Below are 15,516 nucleotides of genomic sequence, written 5' to 3' on the forward strand. Positions count from 1 at the left end.
TCAGAAGCAAGTGACTCGTTTGCTGTTCATTGGCAAGACCGGGGAACTTTTTAACGACGTCGGGCGATCAATCGGTCAAGACCTGGGACAAGAACGGCAGGAACTCGAAGACGCTGCAAGGGGGAACTGATTTTGTCTATGCAGTGGGTTGCAGCGGCGACGGCAAGGTAGTAGTGACTGGTGGCGAAGAGGGCGTCATCCGCATGTATGGCGATGGCGGCAGCACACCCAAAGTGCTTTATCCGCCGGGTGAAGAGCCGAAAAAGGAAGAGCCGAAGAAAAAGTGAAGCGATCACGCCGATTGAAGACGGTCGACTCGACAATGCTCATTTGTTGGAATCAAAATGTAAGTGAATGACGAAAAGTTCACTGGGTGGGGGATGTTGCTATGGAGGCAGCGACGAGGCTGTCGCATCGGTGCACTTGAAGTCGCTCGCATTTCTTACATGGTCGTATTCGCGACTCAAACGCAACAAGGACCCGTTTGATCAACCTTGTGCAGCAACCATATCCCGCTGACGACGCATGAGAAGTCCAAGTCCCAGCACTCCCGCACAAATTAGGAGCACATGGCCGGGTTCCGGAACGGGCGCCGCGGAGAAAACAACATCGACATGGCCGCCGGTCACCAAGACTTGCCAGTTGCTCGTCGTGTTGAAATTGGCCACCGACACGTTGAGGACAGCTTGTCGGCCGCCACGTAAGGCGCCGCCCGCTCCGCTGCCGCCGCCGGCCGTTAGATTGCTCAACGTAGTATACGTCAAGACTCGCCGCGTATAGGATGTCGTGCCGTCCGGAAGGATAGTCCCGTTTGAGGTGAGTTCAATATTGATCAGGTTTCCGGACGAGCTGCTTCTCCCGAATTGCTGAGCCGCGATTAGGCTTTTCTGCAGTCGTGGTGTCAGTTGCTGTCCCGCCATTGCCTACAAACACATCGATGATGCCGTTGTTGGCGACAGACCGTGTTGCCGGTGGCGATCGTAGACGTCTGGCTTAACGCGGCCCCCGTGCCGCCGACGAGTGTTCCCCCGCCTTGAACGGTGATCGATTGGCCAGAGGTTAGCTGAATCCTTCCCGTTCCGCCTAAGATGCCGCCCGATTGCACGACGACATTGTTCGTGCCTCACGACGAGTTGGTAGCGGAGTTTGCCAACAGCGTGCCGGCCGAGATCGTTGTTCCGCCGGAATAAGTATTTGGGCCGGCGAAGATAACGACACCCGAGCCCGAACTATTGACGGCCACGGCGCCCGAGCCTGAGATTACGCTGGTGCTGTTGACCGTGATGCCGCCCGAGCTGGTAGCATAAAAGTCATCGTGCCGCCCGAAGCCACGGTCGTGCCTACGGTAGACAATTGGAGCAGATTCCCCGTCGTGTTGGTGAGACCGCCGCCGCCCGCGTTAACGGTGAAGCCACGAACGTAGGTAGCGGCCGAACCCGTATAACTCAGCGTTCCCGCGGTCGACGGCGAGTCCAAGATGACGGCACTCGACGCATTGCCGATTCCGCTCTTGGTCGCCGTCACGACGATGGTGTCCGCCGACAATGTTCCTTGCGAGATTGTGGTTGTCCCGGTGTAGGTGTTCGACGCGCCGCTCAGCGTGACCACGCCGGCTCCACTGCTGTTGACTTCGATTCCGCCACGCACCGAAATCACGCTTGAACTATTCACTGTGATCCCGCCGGTGCTCGTAGCGCTGAACGTCATAATTCCGTTCGTCGTGATCGCCGTGCCTCCCGTCGACATCTGCAATAAATTGGCCGTGGTATTGGTCAATCCACCATCGCCTGCATTGACGGTGAAACCGCGCGTGTATGTAGCTGCAGCGCCGAATAACTCAATATTCGTCTGGTGCTGGCATTCCCAAAACGGTCCTTGTTGCATTTCCCAAGCCGCTCGCCCCTGAAGCCACCACCACCGAGTCGACGACCAAGGTGCCTTGATTGATAGTTGTCGTACCCGTGTACGTGTCGCACACCGCCGAGCGTTTGCTGGCCCGTCCCTTGTTTCACCAGGCTGATTGCGCCGAAATGACTCCCGAATTGGCTGCGGTTCCGTCACCGTAGGCATAGGTTCCCGATCCGCCAATTGTCAGGGTAGCAGCGCTCGTGGAAGTGACGACATTAGTGCTTGCACCAAGTTGTTCCGGTGACCGAGTTCAAACCGGCAATTTGCTGGCTGAGTCCAGCCAGATGAGGTGTCCTAGATTGGCGCTGGCGGCTTGGCCAAGACTACAACAGTGCCCGTCGGCAAGCGATTACACTGCTTAATTTCAACGTACCGTTGGTGATGTTGGTATTGCCGCTGTAGGTAAAGGCCCACCTATTGTGAGAGTGCCGGTTCCTGATTTTGTGATTCCCGCCGAGCCGGAGATGACTGGCACTAAAGTCAGCGTCGCGGTTCCGTCAACTTGCATGGCTGCGAATGTGCCTGATGATCCTCCAAGTGCGATACTTAATGAACCGCTTCCCGTGCCGAACTCTTGAACGGTCAGCGTGCTCGTGTACCCACCCGTCAGCGTAATCCCGGTGTTTATCGTCAAAGTTTGGGCGTTATTTTTCGTGTTCTCGACCAGCAGATTGTTCGGGAGTGCGGTGTTTACGTTGCTAAATGTGATGGTCCCGACTGTAAAATTTGCTCCGAGCAATAGCGGCGAACTGAACGTTCCATTGTTGAAAACAAGATCCGACCCTGAAGCTGGCGTAGCCTCCACCCAATTCGTTCCCGAATTCCAGTTAAAACCGTGCACCGTTACCGTTCCAAGTGTAGGTGGCGGAAATCATTTTTCGCCGTGAAACTCAGCAAAGCACAACACAATAAAAAAATGATGGCTAATAGACGCATCAGGAGCAACTCTCAAGTTAGTCAATCAAGTTTGCGAGTAAACGCGTAAGGGCAGCATTCGATGTGCCAATAAGCGTTCCAAAGCTCAATTTCTTGCCGCAGCAAAGAGGTAACTGATTGATGAGTCGAATGTTCCGCTTCAAATGGCTTTAAATTCGCGCTGAATGAAGTTCGAACAAGGTTCTTAATACGATCATCAATCGCATACTTTTGAGGCAGAGTGTAAGCACTGTCAACATTTGTTGACAATGAATAAGGGGGGTTCGGTGTGATGGTCGAGCCGGTTGCCGGTATCACAAACCTGAGGCGCTTGCGAAGAGTCCATTCGCCTTATCAAGCGAAAATGTTCGCTTGTGCGTTTGGCTTGTGAATTATGGCGATTGAGCCATTCCTCGCAGGGAGAAGGATAGGTTTTTAATAGGGTGATTGTCAAGTAACGACCCGGGAAATTCGCCAAACCTTTACGATGCAATCACCAATTCATGTCCGTAAAATTAAGTGATAGCTGAATCAGCTGAAAGCGTCTATTCTCGGACATTAATCGTTCGCTCCCAACTGAAATCACTTCGCTTGGCAGCGGTTCAATTCAGTCAGTATGGCGTCGCGTGAAGCGACAGTTGGCAGTCGCTTCTTCCGAAGCCGGCCATGTGCCTTCCGAACCCGGCGTAACCAACCCGTAGCGATAAAGCTTCTTATAAAGCGTCATGCGACTGATGCCGAGGTCGGCGGCGGTCTTTTGCCGATTGTTGTTATTCCGCCGCAGTACGCGAGAGATAAAGGCCGCTTCAGCTCGCTCTCGAGCGGCCGTCAATGTCGCAATGTCGCTGCCGAATTCCAGATCGGTCGCACGACGGCCAATCCGATTCGTCCGGCGTTCCGCTCCAGGCTGCGCGTTGGAGACGCCCGAGGCTTCTTGAAGCGCCGGAAGTTTCGCGAACACCGGCCTCGGCCGTTCGGAAACGAATGGCCTCGGGAAGATCGACGAGTTCAATGCGCTCGCCGGCGCAAAGCATGACGGCGCGTTCCAGAACATGGGCGAAGTTCGCGAATATTGCCCGGCCATCCAAACTGCTGCAAGGCCGTCATCGCGTCGGGACTAATGCCGTACTCGGGAAAATTTAATTGCCGGCAGAACTCGACGATAAAACGGCCGACCAAGTTGGGGATGATCTCGCTTTCTTTGCGCAAAGCGGGAAGGTGAAACGTCACGCCGTTGAGTCGATAGAACAAATCGGAACGGAATCGTCCGGCCGCCACCTCCTGTTCGAGCGGCCGATTGCTCGCGGCAATCAATCGCGCTTGCATCGGGACGGTCTGATTGGATCCAACCGGTTCGAATACCCGCTCGTCGACAATGCGCACAGAGTTTTGCTTGAATCTCGATCGGCAGCGAATCGACTTCATCCAGTAGGATCGTACCACGACCGGCCTCGGTGAACTTACCTTTGTGATCGCGATCGGCGCTGGTGAATGCACCACGAACGTGCCCAAACATCTCGCTTTCGATCAGTGCGCCGTAAAGGGAACCGCAGTTAATCACCAGAAACTTCTGATCGCGCCGGGGCGAGAGATTATGGATCGCCTTGGCCGACGAGCTTTTACCGGTGCCCGTTTCGCCTTGAAGCAAAACGTTGATGCCGAGCGGGGCTATCTTGCGAATTTGCTTGAGCAAGGGCGATCGGGACGCCGACGAGTAGTCCAACGAACGATCGTCAATGCTGAGCTCGCCGGGACTCTGGCTGAGCGTGACCGGCGCCATGTCGCAGCCGAAGAGTGTGCACGTCGAGAAGATAGGCGAGCCGGCGCAGGTTCAGGGGGCGTTCAAGACATTCCGCAACACCGTGGCGCAGCATGGCCAGTGTTTGTTCCGGTTGGTTGCCATCCACAATCACCAGCGTGACAACTCGCTTCGCCAGAGTGGTCGTCTCTTGGATTAGACTCGCAATCCGCTGTGCATCCGCCGGTTCTTGAAGATGGGCGATGATGACGGCAGGAATTGGATCGCGCAGGGAGCGGCCGGCATTCGCATAAGTGGGAACGGATTTGAATTGTAAGCCGCTGATTGATTGGACGACTTCCGCAACCGACTGAACCAGGGACGATTCAGAGGAAATCATCTGGAGTAGAATATCGGCCATGACAATGCTCCTGGGGGGAGAGCAAGGAATCTTCCTTAAAACTCTCAAGCGAAACGCTACGTCAACGCTGTCAAACACATGGTGTGGAGAGTCAAATTCAACAACTTAAGTCGCGAGTTTCGATCTAAGTGTCAGCTATCACTAATGGAAATTCTCGAATGAAGTAGATCGCCCCGATGCGGCAATCAACGTTCACTCTAACAAGAGGGCAACTGTTAAAAGTCACTAGGTTGGGTAAGTTATCTGGAAGGCGTCCTTTGCGAATCTCACAATCCTTTCGCAGTCCATTTTTAACTACCTTAGTCTCGCAATTACTCCATATAAGTCAAGTCAAATCTGATACAAGCCGATAATTTTACCACACCAACGATTGACGGAAAATATATATGCCGGGGCGAAATGAGAAGAGGTGTTCCCATGCGATCATTTTACTGCCGCACACGAATGATCACGGCTTCGCCCCGATTGCATGCGAGTGCGATCATCACACTGTTTTTTTTATGCCTTACATCAATTGCTCAGACACCACAAATTGCCCAAACTACCCAATCTGGCTTTCCGCCTCATTTGCCTGCTCCTCCTGAAAAGCCCACACTTCCACCGAATGGTCCAGGTTCGGTCGACTCTTTTGTTCAAAGTATTGGCAAAAACGACTCGGCATTTGAAGTGTTGGCTGGCCAGGGACGCATCTTAACAACAAAAGCCGATTTGTCGGTGCGTGGCAAGCCATCGGCCTTGATCGCCATCGGCGACCCGCGCGTGATTGAATACGCCGTTCTCAACACCCGCCAGATTCGAATTGTCGGCCAACGGCTGGGAGTGACCGATCTGTCTATCACAACACCTGAAGGACAGACATTTAGTTTCGAAGTGCGCGTTGTGATGGATCTCGATGTGGTGCGCGGGCAGTTGGCTTACCTATTTCCCGATGCGAGCATCCGCCTCTATCAGGTCAGAGATCATCTCGTTGTCGAGGGGCAGCGGCGCGACACCGCCCAGATCAACCGAATCATGGAAACAATCCGCGCCTACCTGACCTCAGTCCAAAATCAACAACGCCAAGCGAATCAACAACAAGGTTCGGGGGCTGCCATATTGCCGCCAACTGCGCCTCCAGTGCCGATGCCGCCCGATGGCGCTGACTTACCGCGCCCCGTCGGTGTGGAGCTCGCTCGACGCGGCGGTGGTGGCGGACTTGGAACCGCGTTCGTCACGCCGCAAGTCATCAACATGCTGCGCGTTCCCGGTTCCAAGCAGGTGCTGCTCAAAGTTCGCATCGCCGAACTGAATCGCACCTCGTTTCGCCAGGTCGGAGCCGACATCCTGGTGAAAACCAAATCGTTCACGTTCGGAACCCAGTTGAGCAACTCGTCGATCAGCGGCTCGGCCTCGAACGTTCCAGGCGCCGGTCTGGAAGGGATGGCGTCGATTTTCAGCGCCCCCGCCACGAGTGCCTTCGCGATTTTCGACCGAGCCGATTTCGCACTCTTCTTTAGCGCCCTTCAGAAGAACAACTTGCTCAAGATTCTCGCCGAACCGAACCTGGTAACGCTGAACGGCCATGCCGCCAACTTCCTCGCCGGCGGCGAGTTCCCCGTTCCGCAGACGGTCACTACTATTAGCGGCGGCGCCACGCCGAATGTGACATTCAAGGAATTCGGCGTTCGTCTTGCCTTCTTGCCGTTCATCTTGGATGGCGACGTCATCCGCTTGAATGTCGATCCGGAAGTGAGCAATCTCGATTTCACGATCGCCACCACGCTGGTTCCCGGCGGATCGCCCGTTCCCGGCCTCAGCACACGCAAAGCCCATACCGTGGTCGAAATGAAAGAGGGACAGACGCTGGCCATTGCCGGGTTGATGCAGTTAACCCTAGACGGGAATACCACGCGTTTGCCCTTCTTGGGCAATCTGCCGGTTCTTGGGCCGTTCTTCAGCAACACCAACGGCAGCCGAACCGAGAAGGAACTCATCGTCCTGGTGACGCCCTATTTGGTCGAGGCGAGCACATGCGATCAGGTTCCGCCAGTCCCGGGCGACGAGGTCAACGCACCGAACAACTGCGAGTTCTATTTCCTCAATCGGATCGAAGGCCGTACGGGCAAGGATTTCCGAGCCACAACCAATTACGAAAACAAATTGCCGATTCTGCGGAGCCTGCTGAAGCTCGAGCAAGACAACATCAACGGCCCGCACGGATTCACCAAATAACGCACCGACCAAAACGCGGAGATGAGAGTCATGATCATTCGAATTGCCAGACCCGCGGTAGCGACCTCCTTGCTGATCGGTTGGGCGGCAGCGGACGTGAACGCTCAGCCTCGTCCCAATGCGCCGACGGCCGATCCGCGCGGCGGCGAGATTCGCGTATTGCCGGCGCCGGCATATTTACCTTCGCAAACGTCGCCCATAATGCCCATGACGCCCGGTTGCTTGCCTGGGAACCCGGCTCTGTCCGCGGCTCCGGTCGCGCCGAGGCACGACTATGAAGGCAAATGCATCGGTTACCTCTCCGAGTTCCAGTGCTCGCCGCTTGGCTACACGATCGCCGAGCATTTCCGGACGCACGTTCGCAATGGCTATCCGCGCATGACGCTTTACGATTTTGATTTCGTCCAGGGCACCAACCAACTCAATTATCGCGGCAAGGATCGAGTGGCCCAGTGCGCCCAGATGATGCAAGGGCTCCCCTTCCCATTGGTAATCGAGCGGACGCCGCGCTGCCCCGAATTGGCCATGGCTCGACGATTGGCCGTGCTGGACGAATTGGGCTTCATGAAGATTCCGATCCATCCGGAACAGGTAATTGTGGGCATTCCTCGCGCCTTTCCGCTCAATGGACAGGAAGCCGAGTTGATCTATCAGAACCTTCTGCACCAGACGGAGTCGCGCGGCGAGAGCCCCAACGGTTCGACTCAGTCTTCATCGGGCGCCTCGTCGGGTTTCGCTCCATCGACCGGTTTCGGCTCCAGTGGAAGCGGTTCGGGCGGCTCGCGCTGACGGCGTTTAACGAACACGCACCGGAACGGCCAAGCGATCCGGATGAGAATGCTTGACAGAGGAGTGATCTCTATGCCCCCGATCTTTCGCAGCAGAACCGGCGCCTGCATCGCCCTTGGGCTAACGCTCCTTTCCGGCTGTCAGTCGACGCTCGGACACAAACCGGCCGGTTCGGAAGACGTGGCCCATTTCGAGGGCGACAATCATCTAAACGGCGCCCAGGTGGCGGACGTGCAGGTAGCACTTGGACACGGCTTCGAGAATCGCGGCGAAATCGAACAAGCCCAGGCGACGTATACGAAGGCGATCGAAAAGGATCCGAATCGTTCCGACGCCTATGTCCGACTCGCGGTCTTACACGATCAGCAGGGGCAGTTCGGCGAATCGGCCAAGATGTACGAAAAGGCGTTCCAGCTTCAGCCCAAAGATGCGGACACCTGGAACAATCACGGCTACAGCCTGTATCTCCAGCAGCGCTGGGACGAAGCGGAACGCTGCTTCCGCCGGGCTCTGCTGAACTGGGGCCGGGCGACATTGGGAACCGTGCCTTTCGTGATCTGGGGCGGAAAGCTCTATGGCGCCGAAGGCGTGCTGGCGGGCAACATGGTCGGCGGCGTGGCTTTTGGGTTGATTGCCATATTCGCGGGCTATCGTTCTGATCGCGCGTCTTGGGGAAAACGCTGAGGCTTTGATCGCCGAAGCGTTGCACTTTCGGACAAGACGGTCCTAGATCGGCGGGCAAGTCGATCCCTTTTCGGACGGAGAGAGGGTGTGGGCATCGCGCAGCGCATTCTCGTGACCGGAGCGTCGGGCTTTATCGGTCAGCACGTGGTTCGGGTGCTGGCGGAGCGTGGCTACAGCATCCGGGCGGCTGCGCGGCATCCGATCGTGTTTGATAGTCCGCGTGTTGAAGGTGTGGCGGTTGGTGATATGTCGCGCTCGTTCGCCGCCGAGTTTCTCGTCCGCGGTGTCGACGCCGTTATTCACGCCGCAGGGCTTTCGGCGTCCCGCGCGGATCTGCCGGCCGCCGCCTATACCGCTATTAATGTCGATGCAACGCGGCAGCTGGCGAAGGCGGCGAGGGCAACGCGCGTGAAGCGCTTCGTTCTGATGTCGTCGATCCGGGCGCAGGTCGGCGCGACGTATTCGGGCGTCGTGAGCGAGGCGACGCCGCCGGCGCCCACCGACGATTACGGCCGTTCGAAGCTGGCGGCGGAAGCTGCAATGGCGGAGGTGCTGCAAGGCGCGTCGACGCACTGGACAGTGCTGAGGCCGGTGCTGGTCTACGGGCCGGGCGTCGAGGGCAACATGGCGGCCCTGACGCGGCTCGCGGCCCTGCCGGTGCCGCTGCCGTTCGGAGCGCTGAAAGCCAGGCGGTCGCTGGTCAGCATCGGCAATCTGATTAGCGCGCTGCAATATATCCTGCAAACGCAAACGGCCGAGAACGCATCGTTTATCGTCGCCGACCGAGAAGCCTTAACGATGGCCGAGATCATCCGGTCACTGCGACGGGGGCTCGGGCGTCCGGACCTGCTGCTGCCGGTGCCCGACGGCTCGCTCGCCAGCATCCTGCGGTTCGTCGGAAAAGGGGATTTCGCGGACCGGCTGACGGGCGATCTGGTGGCCGATGCGGTCGGCCTCCGGCGGATCGGCTGGTCGCCGCCCGAACCACGGCCAAGGCGCTCGAGGCGTCCGCCCGTGGCAACAAAGCCGTCAAACAACCGGCGTCCGGAACGGTATAGAGCCGCACGCCATTGACCGGGAAACCCGGCGGCCTTTCATATGTCAGGCGCCATGGCCGTACTTCCCATAATCACGATTTCAGATCCCGTCCTGCGCAAGATCTCAGATCCCGTCGAGCGGGTGGACGATGCCGTCGTCAAGCTGATGGACGACATGCTCGAGACGATGTACGCGGCGCCGGGCGTCGGACTTGCGGCGCCGCAGGTCGGCGTCCTGAAGCGGGTCGTCGTGCTCGATACCTCGGAAGAGGGGGAGCCGCCCAACCCGCTCGCCATGGCGAACCCTGAACTCGTCGCGCTCGGTTCGACTACGCGCCTGCACGAGGAAGGCTGTCTGTCGATCCCGGACGTGCGCGTTGAAATCGAGCGCCCGGCGGAGGTGACCGTCCGCTACATCGACCGGCACGGCAAGGAGCAGGAGCTCGCGGCCACAGGTCTGCTCGCGACCGCGATCCAGCATGAGATCGATCACCTCGACGGCCAGCTCATCATCGACTTCCTGTCGCGGCTCAAACGCGACATGATCATCCGGAAATTCAAGAAGCAGGCGAAGAGCTAAATTTTTTGCTGTCGCGCACGCCTCGCTGTCGTCCTCGGGCTCGTCCCGAGGATCCACCGGGCTTCGCTTGAATTGCGGAATGGATCCTCGGCATAAAGCCGAGGATGACGTATGGGGTCTGTATGCCGCTGAAGATCGTATTCATGGGGACGCCGGATTTTTCCGTGCCGGTGCTCGATGCGGTCGTGGCGGCGGGGCAGGAGGTCGTCGCGGTCTATAGCCAGCCGCCACGACCGGCGGGGCGCGGCATGGCCGAGGTCAAGTCGCCTGTGCAACGGCGCGCGGAAGCGCTGGGCATTGCGGTCCGCACGCCGGTGAATTTCAAAAGCGAAGAAGATCGCGATGCATTCGCGGCGCTTGGGGCGGACGCGGCGGTCGTCGTCGCATACGGTCTGCTGCTCCCGCCGAAAGCGATCCTCGAAGCGACCCGTCTTGGCTGTTTCAACGTTCATGCCTCGAAGCTGCCGCGCTGGCGCGGCGCGGCGCCTATCCAGCGCGCGATCATGGCAGGCGATACCGTCACCGCCGTCAACATCATGCGGATGGAACAGGGTCTCGACACGGGTCCCGTCTGCCTCGGGCGCGATGTACCGATTGCGGCGGACACGACAGCGGGGGAACTCCACGATCAGCTGTCAAAGCTCGGGGCGGAGCTGATGGTTCAAGCGCTCTCAATGCTGGAGGCGGGACGTCTTCAATGTGTTCCGCAGCCAAGCGACGGCGCGACGTACGCGGCCAAGATTGACAAGGGCGAGACGAAAATCGATTTCTCTCGGAGTGCCTCAGACGTCGCCAACCACATTCGCGGGCTGTCGCCCTTTCCCGGCGCGTGGTTCGATGCCGAGATCGGTGGCAAGAGCGAGCGGATCGAGGGTGCTTTTGGCGGCGCCGGTCGAGAGCTCTGGTGAACCCGGCGTGTTGCTCGACGATCGTCTGACCGTCGCGTGCGGAACCCGGGGCAATCCGGATCGAAAAGCTGCAACGGGCGGGAAAGCAACCGATGGCCGCTGCAGACTTCCTGCGCGGGACGCGGCTTTCTGTTGGAGAGCGGTTCGGGCGTTAATGATTTCGCCGATTTCGACTGCGAAACGTTCGCGCTTGAGGCTACAACTCAGCGGTTGGTAGCGGCGAGTACGAAGATGTTTCGGCGGATCTGCATTTTTCTAGTTTCGACGGCCGCGTTTCAAGGTGCCGCAATGGCTGCGGACTTCGGGGGGCCGAGGGCGGCAACGGGAAGGTATCTGGTGCCCGGCGCCGATGTGACGATCGAAGCGGGAGTTAGAGTTATTGGTCCGATTCCGTTCGATCCCGCCTGGGTGGTTGACGAAAAGACCGAGATTCCTGGCGGGGTCGTGTATCGGGGAGCCGCGTTCTACCGGGTTCCGAGCGCGCGAGCGCCGAAGGCCATCCATAAAGCCAAGCCCGAAAGTCCGGCGAAGCAGGACGAAGAATAGGCGTCAAACGTTGAGCCCGCGCTTCGGAACGTCTAGGGATGACGCAATCATCCCTCATCGCCGAGTTTGAATGCCGCGCTATCGCATCACCATAGAATACGACGGAACGTCTTTTGTCGGCTGGCAACGGCAGGCTGTCGGCGTGTCGATCCAGGGGTTGCTCGAAGACGCGATCGCCAAGTTTTCGCAAGAGGCGGTCGGCGTGCGCGGCGCGGGTCGCACGGACGCGGGTGTTCACGCGCTGGGCCAGGTTGCGCATTTCGATTTGAGCAAAGAGTGGGCGCCCGGCCGCGTTCGCGATGCGATGAACTTTCATTTGCGGCCGCACCCAGTCGGCATCGTGGCCTGTGCCGAGGTCGACGAGACTTTCGATGCGCGCTTCAGCGCAATCAAGCGGCATTACAAATATCGTCTGCTCACGCGAAGGGCGCCGCCGATCCTCGATCGCAACCGCGTGTGGTGGACGATGCAGGAACTCGATGCGGGCGAGATGCACGAAGCGGCGCAGGCGCTGGTCGGCAAGCACGATTTCACGACCTTCCGCGCCGCGCAGTGCCAGGCCGCATCGCCGGTGAAGACGCTCGATATCTTCGAAATTTCGCGCGACGGCGACGAGATCATCTGCACGGTTTCAGCGCGATCGTTTCTGCACCATCAGGTGCGGTCGATGGTCGGCAGCTTGAAGCTCGTCGGAGAAGGCAAGTGGACGCGTCGCGATCTTGAGGCTGCGCTGAGGGCAGCAAACCGCGAAGCGTGTGGACCCGTTGCGCCCGCGTCGGGCCTTTACCTGGTTGCCGTCAATTATCCGCCGCCTGAGGTCAGGACGTCTTCGTATCCTCCGTCACCAACGCCAGAAACTCCTGACGCGTGATCGGGTTGTCGCGGAAGACGCCAAGCATGCGGCTCGTCACCATATCGGTGCCGGGCTTATGGACGCCGCGCGTCGTCATGCAATGATGCTCGGCCTTGAGGATGACCGCGACGCCTTGAGGCTGAAGCACATCCTGGATGGTGTTGGCGATCTGCGCGGTCATCTTCTCTTGGATCTGAAGGCGCTTGGCGTAGGCGTCGACGATGCGTGCAAGCTTGGAAATCCCGACGACGCGGCCGTTCGGAATATACGCGACCCAGGCGCGGCCGATGATCGGCGCCATGTGAATGTTCGCAATGGCTTTCGAAGCGGATGCCGCGCAGGACGATCATCTCGTCGTAGCCTTCGATCTCTTCGAAGGTCTTATTCAGAATGGCTTCCGGGTCTTCGCCGTAGCCGCGGAACCATTCTTCGAAAGCTTTGGTGACGCGCTCGGGGGTTTCGAGCAGGCCATCCCGCGCCGGATCGTCGCCCGACCAGCGGATGATGGTTTTGACGGCCTCTTCGACTTCGTCGCGCGTCGGCTTGTTGTCTGAATTCATATGAACACTGAGCTGGTGTGAAATCCTGGCGGGGCCATCTACGGCAAGCGGAGCGCCCTTATAGACCCATCGGAATCGGAACGGCAAACATGAGCTTGCGTCGGGCTAAGTATGGTGATTGTCGCCGGCTTTGTCGACCCTATCGGGCCGGAGAAGTTAATTTGACCTCTCTCCCGCCGGAATGAGTATCCGGCGGGACGCACGGAAGGGCACCTTGTCAGAGCAATGTGCCTCGCAGCACGAGCATGGCGACGCTGAAGTAAATCATCAGGCCGGTGACATCGACGAGGGTTGCGACAAAGGGCGCAGATGCGCTCGCGGGGTCGAAGCCGACGCGCTTCAAAAGGAACGGCAGCATGGCGCCGGTCAGGGAGCCGAAGGTGACGATGCCGATCAGGCCGAGGCCGACAGTCAAAGCCACCAGTTGCCAGTGCTCGCCGTAGTCGAAAATGCCGATCTTTTGCCAGAGTGCGATGCGGCCCATGCCGATGATTCCGAGAATAGTGCCGAGGGTGATGCCCGTCGGGATCTCGCGGACTGCGACGCGCCACCAATCTTTGAGCCGCAATTGCCCAAGCGCCAGCGCGCGGATCAGCAGCGAGGTGGATTGCGAACCGGAGTTGCCACCCGAGCTCATGATCAGCGGGATGAACAGCGTCAGGACGACGGCTTTTTCAAGCTCGTCGGAATAGTGCTGCATTGCGCTCGCCGTCAGCATTTCGCCGAGGAAGAGGGCGCAGAGCCAGCCGGCGCGTTTGCGGATCATCTCGAAGAAGCCGATTTCGAGGTACGGTTCGGCCATGCCTTCGACGCCGCCGAACTTCTGCACGTCTTCGGTACTTTCGGCCAGAATGGCGTCGATCACGTCGTCGACAGTGACGATGCCGAGGACGCGATGGCGAGCATTCAGAACGGGAACGGCCAAAAGGTCGTGGATCGAGATCAGACGAGCGACTTCCTCGCGGTCGGTGTCTGGTTCGACTGTGATCGGATCGCGGTCGGGCGCGACGTCGAGGATGTTATCTTCCGGCGCGCCGGTGATCAGCTGACGCAGCGTGACGGTACGCACCAACTCGCGGGTTACGGGATCGGTGACGTAGATGGCGTAGACCGTTTCGCGCGTGTGCTCGACCTCGCGGATGAGCTTCAGGGTGTCGGCGACGGTGAAGGTCGACGGGACGCTGACGAACTCGGTCGTCATGATGCTGCCGGCGGTGCCTTCGTGGTAGGCGAGCAGCAGCTTCAGGGACTGGGCCGTCTCGAAGTCGAGGAGGGCGAGAAGGCGGGTCTGGTCCGGTCCGTCCATCTGCCGTAGCAGGTCGGCGGCTCGGTCGGCGGACATGCCGGTCAGGACCTTGCCGGCGAATTCCTCGGGCAATTCCAGGATCAGGTCGCTGGCGCGTGAAAGCTCGGGCCGGTCGAAGATCTCGACCACGCGGTCGAGAGGCAGCTGCGACAGGATCGATGCCGCCGTCTCGAGATCCTGCTCGTTGAGCTGAGCGACAATGTCGGCGTCGTGCTCTTCGAGCAACTCGACCAGGACGATCGGGTCGACATCGTCGCCCGATGCGTTACGGATGTTTTCCATGGCTCACCTTCCGATCCGCCGTCGCACGGATCGCGGGAGCCGACCCAACGGTCAGTCCACGAGCCTCGACGGCCGGGGCAATCGACTACTGTCGCTAGACAAGGGTTGGGTTCCTTCGGATTTGCGGCGTTGCAAACGCTTCGGCCGCACGCGTCACATGAGCCGTTCGCGACTAATAGTCAAGATAGACCCGTTGGCCTTTTCATTTTTTTGCGAAGGCGGCGATCGGGCTCCGCGTGGCGCAGGCAGAATTCGGGAGATGATGCGAAGGCTGCCTTGCGTATGACGCGATTTCGTCGGCAAACTCTGGTCGGCTCTGGCTGATGCGGTGCGCGGAACATGAGTGGCCCGAAAACAGGCACTCCTGATCTTCTCGAACCCGGGACCCACGTGTTCTCGGGAACGCTCCGAGTGTGGGGAAGCAATTATGCCGAGCTTCTGACCGACAGTGGGGTCACCATCCAGCTCGTGACCCAGGGATCCCCCAGCCTTAGGGACGGGGCCCGCGTTACGGTCGTCACGCGGCGATACCGGCCGCTTTATCAGGTCGAAGAGGTGCGCGAGAAGTAATCGCCGATTAAGCATTTAAAATGCCGTCCGATAATTTCTGGAAATACTAATAAATCGGCTCCCGCCAATTGATTTCAGCGTTTTTTATTTTCGTTTTCGGCCTTCGCGCCATTGCCGCCTTAACGCAATATTGGCTTTGGCCGACCTAATTTCGGCATGCGCACCGATGGCCGGAATAACGGCCTTCGCAGGCATGATGCCGAACGTC

Annotated in this window: 18 protein-coding genes and 3 pseudogenes; 10 read left to right on the plus strand and 11 right to left on the minus strand. The window is 58.8% G+C overall.

Annotation, left to right across the window (positions count from 1 at the left end; genetic code table 11):
* Positions 1–29: 29 nt before the first annotated feature.
* Positions 30–287, plus strand: coding sequence for a hypothetical protein (locus QM780_RS00005; RefSeq protein ID WP_415068438.1), 258 nt, complete (start codon positions 30–32; stop codon positions 285–287).
* A gap of 201 nt (positions 288–488) precedes the next feature.
* On the opposite strand, the gene QM780_RS00010 is transcribed toward QM780_RS00005, so the two are convergent.
* The 9 genes and pseudogenes from QM780_RS00010 to QM780_RS00050 form a co-directional block, all read right to left on the minus strand.
* Positions 489–920 carry a PEP-CTERM sorting domain-containing protein gene (locus tag QM780_RS00010; RefSeq protein WP_415068439.1) on the minus strand — a complete coding sequence of 144 codons (432 nt, stop codon included), beginning with the start codon at positions 918–920 and terminating at the stop codon, positions 489–491.
* 203 nt (positions 921–1,123) lie between these two features.
* Positions 1,124–1,243: an autotransporter-associated beta strand repeat-containing protein gene (locus tag QM780_RS00015; RefSeq protein ID WP_415068440.1), complete on the minus strand. Its 120-nt coding sequence runs from the start codon at positions 1,241–1,243 to the stop codon at positions 1,124–1,126.
* A 17-nt stretch (positions 1,244–1,260) separates the two neighbouring features.
* A complete protein-coding gene (locus tag QM780_RS00020; protein ID WP_415068441.1) occupies positions 1,261–1,884 on the minus strand; it encodes an autotransporter-associated beta strand repeat-containing protein in 624 nt (207 codons plus the stop codon).
* Entirely contained in the window at positions 1,838–1,978 is a 141-nt protein-coding gene (locus tag QM780_RS00025; RefSeq protein WP_415068442.1) for a hypothetical protein, read from the minus strand. The genes QM780_RS00020 and QM780_RS00025 overlap by 47 nt, the downstream gene beginning before the upstream one ends.
* Before the next feature lie 294 nt (positions 1,979–2,272).
* On the minus strand, positions 2,273–2,713 hold the full coding sequence (locus QM780_RS00030) for a hypothetical protein (RefSeq protein ID WP_415068443.1): 441 nt from the start codon (positions 2,711–2,713) through the stop codon (positions 2,273–2,275).
* Between the two features lie 717 nt (positions 2,714–3,430).
* Complete coding sequence (locus tag QM780_RS00035) at positions 3,431–3,877, minus strand: helix-turn-helix domain-containing protein (protein ID WP_415068444.1); 447 nt, start codon at positions 3,875–3,877, stop codon at positions 3,431–3,433.
* On the minus strand, positions 3,832–4,248 hold the full coding sequence (locus tag QM780_RS00040; protein WP_415071949.1) for a sigma 54-interacting transcriptional regulator: 417 nt from the start codon (positions 4,246–4,248) through the stop codon (positions 3,832–3,834). Before QM780_RS00040 ends, QM780_RS00035 begins: the two co-directional genes overlap by 46 nt.
* Positions 4,208–4,603: pseudogene (locus QM780_RS00045) on the minus strand (sigma 54-interacting transcriptional regulator); the annotation flags it as partial. The pseudogene QM780_RS00045 and the gene QM780_RS00040, both read right to left, overlap by 41 nt.
* A complete protein-coding gene (locus tag QM780_RS00050; protein WP_415068445.1) occupies positions 4,557–4,982 on the minus strand; it encodes a hypothetical protein in 426 nt (141 codons plus the stop codon). The gene QM780_RS00050 and the pseudogene QM780_RS00045, both read right to left, overlap by 47 nt.
* Positions 4,983–5,426: 444 nt before the next feature.
* Here QM780_RS00050 and QM780_RS00055 point away from each other — a divergent pair, with 444 nt between their 5' ends.
* The 8 genes and pseudogenes from QM780_RS00055 (at position 5,427) to truA (ending at position 12,608) form a co-directional block, all read left to right on the plus strand.
* Positions 5,427–7,193 carry a type II and III secretion system protein family protein gene (locus QM780_RS00055; protein WP_415068446.1) on the plus strand — a complete coding sequence of 589 codons (1,767 nt, stop codon included), beginning with the start codon at positions 5,427–5,429 and terminating at the stop codon, positions 7,191–7,193.
* Between the two features lie 378 nt (positions 7,194–7,571).
* Positions 7,572–7,982 carry a hypothetical protein gene (locus QM780_RS00060; RefSeq protein ID WP_415068447.1) on the plus strand — a complete coding sequence of 137 codons (411 nt, stop codon included), beginning with the start codon at positions 7,572–7,574 and terminating at the stop codon, positions 7,980–7,982.
* Between the two features lie 42 nt (positions 7,983–8,024).
* Positions 8,025–8,666 (plus strand): tetratricopeptide repeat protein, encoded by a 642-nt coding sequence (locus QM780_RS00065; protein WP_415068448.1) that lies wholly within the window; start codon positions 8,025–8,027, stop codon positions 8,664–8,666.
* 87 nt (positions 8,667–8,753) lie between these two features.
* Positions 8,754–9,740, plus strand: a complete 987-nt coding sequence (locus QM780_RS00070; RefSeq protein ID WP_415068449.1) for an NAD-dependent epimerase/dehydratase family protein — start codon at positions 8,754–8,756, stop codon at positions 9,738–9,740.
* A gap of 36 nt (positions 9,741–9,776) precedes the next feature.
* Positions 9,777–10,283 (plus strand): peptide deformylase, encoded by a 507-nt coding sequence (gene def, locus QM780_RS00075; protein ID WP_415068450.1) that lies wholly within the window; start codon positions 9,777–9,779, stop codon positions 10,281–10,283.
* A 122-nt stretch (positions 10,284–10,405) separates the two neighbouring features.
* A pseudogene (gene fmt, locus QM780_RS00080) lies at positions 10,406–11,346 on the plus strand (methionyl-tRNA formyltransferase).
* Between the two features lie 133 nt (positions 11,347–11,479).
* The gene (locus tag QM780_RS00085) at positions 11,480–11,737 is read left to right on the plus strand and encodes a hypothetical protein (protein WP_415068451.1); all 258 of its coding nucleotides are present in this window, start codon (positions 11,480–11,482) and stop codon (positions 11,735–11,737) included.
* A 70-nt stretch (positions 11,738–11,807) separates the two neighbouring features.
* A complete protein-coding gene (gene truA / locus QM780_RS00090; protein ID WP_415068452.1) occupies positions 11,808–12,608 on the plus strand; it encodes a tRNA pseudouridine(38-40) synthase TruA in 801 nt (266 codons plus the stop codon).
* On the opposite strand, the pseudogene folE reads toward truA, so the two are convergent.
* Together folE and mgtE are read right to left on the minus strand one after the other, a co-directional pair.
* A pseudogene (gene folE, locus QM780_RS00095) lies at positions 12,556–13,150 on the minus strand (GTP cyclohydrolase I FolE). The gene truA and the pseudogene folE overlap by 53 nt on opposite strands.
* A gap of 217 nt (positions 13,151–13,367) precedes the next feature.
* Positions 13,368–14,738: a magnesium transporter gene (gene mgtE, locus QM780_RS00100; protein ID WP_415068453.1), complete on the minus strand. Its 1,371-nt coding sequence runs from the start codon at positions 14,736–14,738 to the stop codon at positions 13,368–13,370.
* 339 nt (positions 14,739–15,077) lie between these two features.
* On the opposite strand from mgtE, the gene QM780_RS00105 reads away from it, so the two are divergent.
* On the plus strand, positions 15,078–15,308 hold the full coding sequence (locus tag QM780_RS00105) for a hypothetical protein (RefSeq protein WP_415068454.1): 231 nt from the start codon (positions 15,078–15,080) through the stop codon (positions 15,306–15,308).
* Positions 15,309–15,516 lie beyond the last annotated feature (208 nt).

This window comes from Hyphomicrobium sp., from assembly GCF_047600905.1.
Classification (GTDB): Bacteria; Pseudomonadota; Alphaproteobacteria; order Rhizobiales; family Hyphomicrobiaceae; genus Hyphomicrobium_B.

What these genes read in the sequence shown, in the direction of transcription:
- QM780_RS00010 (WP_415068439.1), bottom strand. Translation starts at nt 920, where the DNA reads ATGGCGGGACAGCAACTGACACCACGACTGCAGAAAAGCCTAATCGCG.
- QM780_RS00020 (WP_415068441.1), bottom strand. Translation starts at nt 1,884, where the DNA reads ATGCAACAAGGACCGTTTTGGGAATGCCAGCACCAGACGAATATTGAG.
- QM780_RS00035 (WP_415068444.1), bottom strand. Translation starts at nt 3,877, where the DNA reads ATGTTCTGGAACGCGCCGTCATGCTTTGCGCCGGCGAGCGCATTGAAC.
- QM780_RS00040 (WP_415071949.1), bottom strand. Translation starts at nt 4,248, where the DNA reads ATGAAGTCGATTCGCTGCCGATCGAGATTCAAGCAAAACTCTGTGCGC.
- QM780_RS00050 (WP_415068445.1), bottom strand. Translation starts at nt 4,982, where the DNA reads ATGGCCGATATTCTACTCCAGATGATTTCCTCTGAATCGTCCCTGGTT.
- QM780_RS00055 (WP_415068446.1), top strand. Translation starts at nt 5,427, where the DNA reads ATGATCACGGCTTCGCCCCGATTGCATGCGAGTGCGATCATCACACTG.
- QM780_RS00060 (WP_415068447.1), top strand. Translation starts at nt 7,572, where the DNA reads ATGACGCTTTACGATTTTGATTTCGTCCAGGGCACCAACCAACTCAAT.
- QM780_RS00065 (WP_415068448.1), top strand. Translation starts at nt 8,025, where the DNA reads ATGAGAATGCTTGACAGAGGAGTGATCTCTATGCCCCCGATCTTTCGC.
- def (WP_415068450.1), top strand. Translation starts at nt 9,777, where the DNA reads ATGGCCGTACTTCCCATAATCACGATTTCAGATCCCGTCCTGCGCAAG.
- QM780_RS00085 (WP_415068451.1), top strand. Translation starts at nt 11,480, where the DNA reads ATGGCTGCGGACTTCGGGGGGCCGAGGGCGGCAACGGGAAGGTATCTG.
- truA (WP_415068452.1), top strand. Translation starts at nt 11,808, where the DNA reads ATGCCGCGCTATCGCATCACCATAGAATACGACGGAACGTCTTTTGTC.
- mgtE (WP_415068453.1), bottom strand. Translation starts at nt 14,738, where the DNA reads ATGGAAAACATCCGTAACGCATCGGGCGACGATGTCGACCCGATCGTC.
- QM780_RS00105 (WP_415068454.1), top strand. Translation starts at nt 15,078, where the DNA reads ATGAGTGGCCCGAAAACAGGCACTCCTGATCTTCTCGAACCCGGGACC.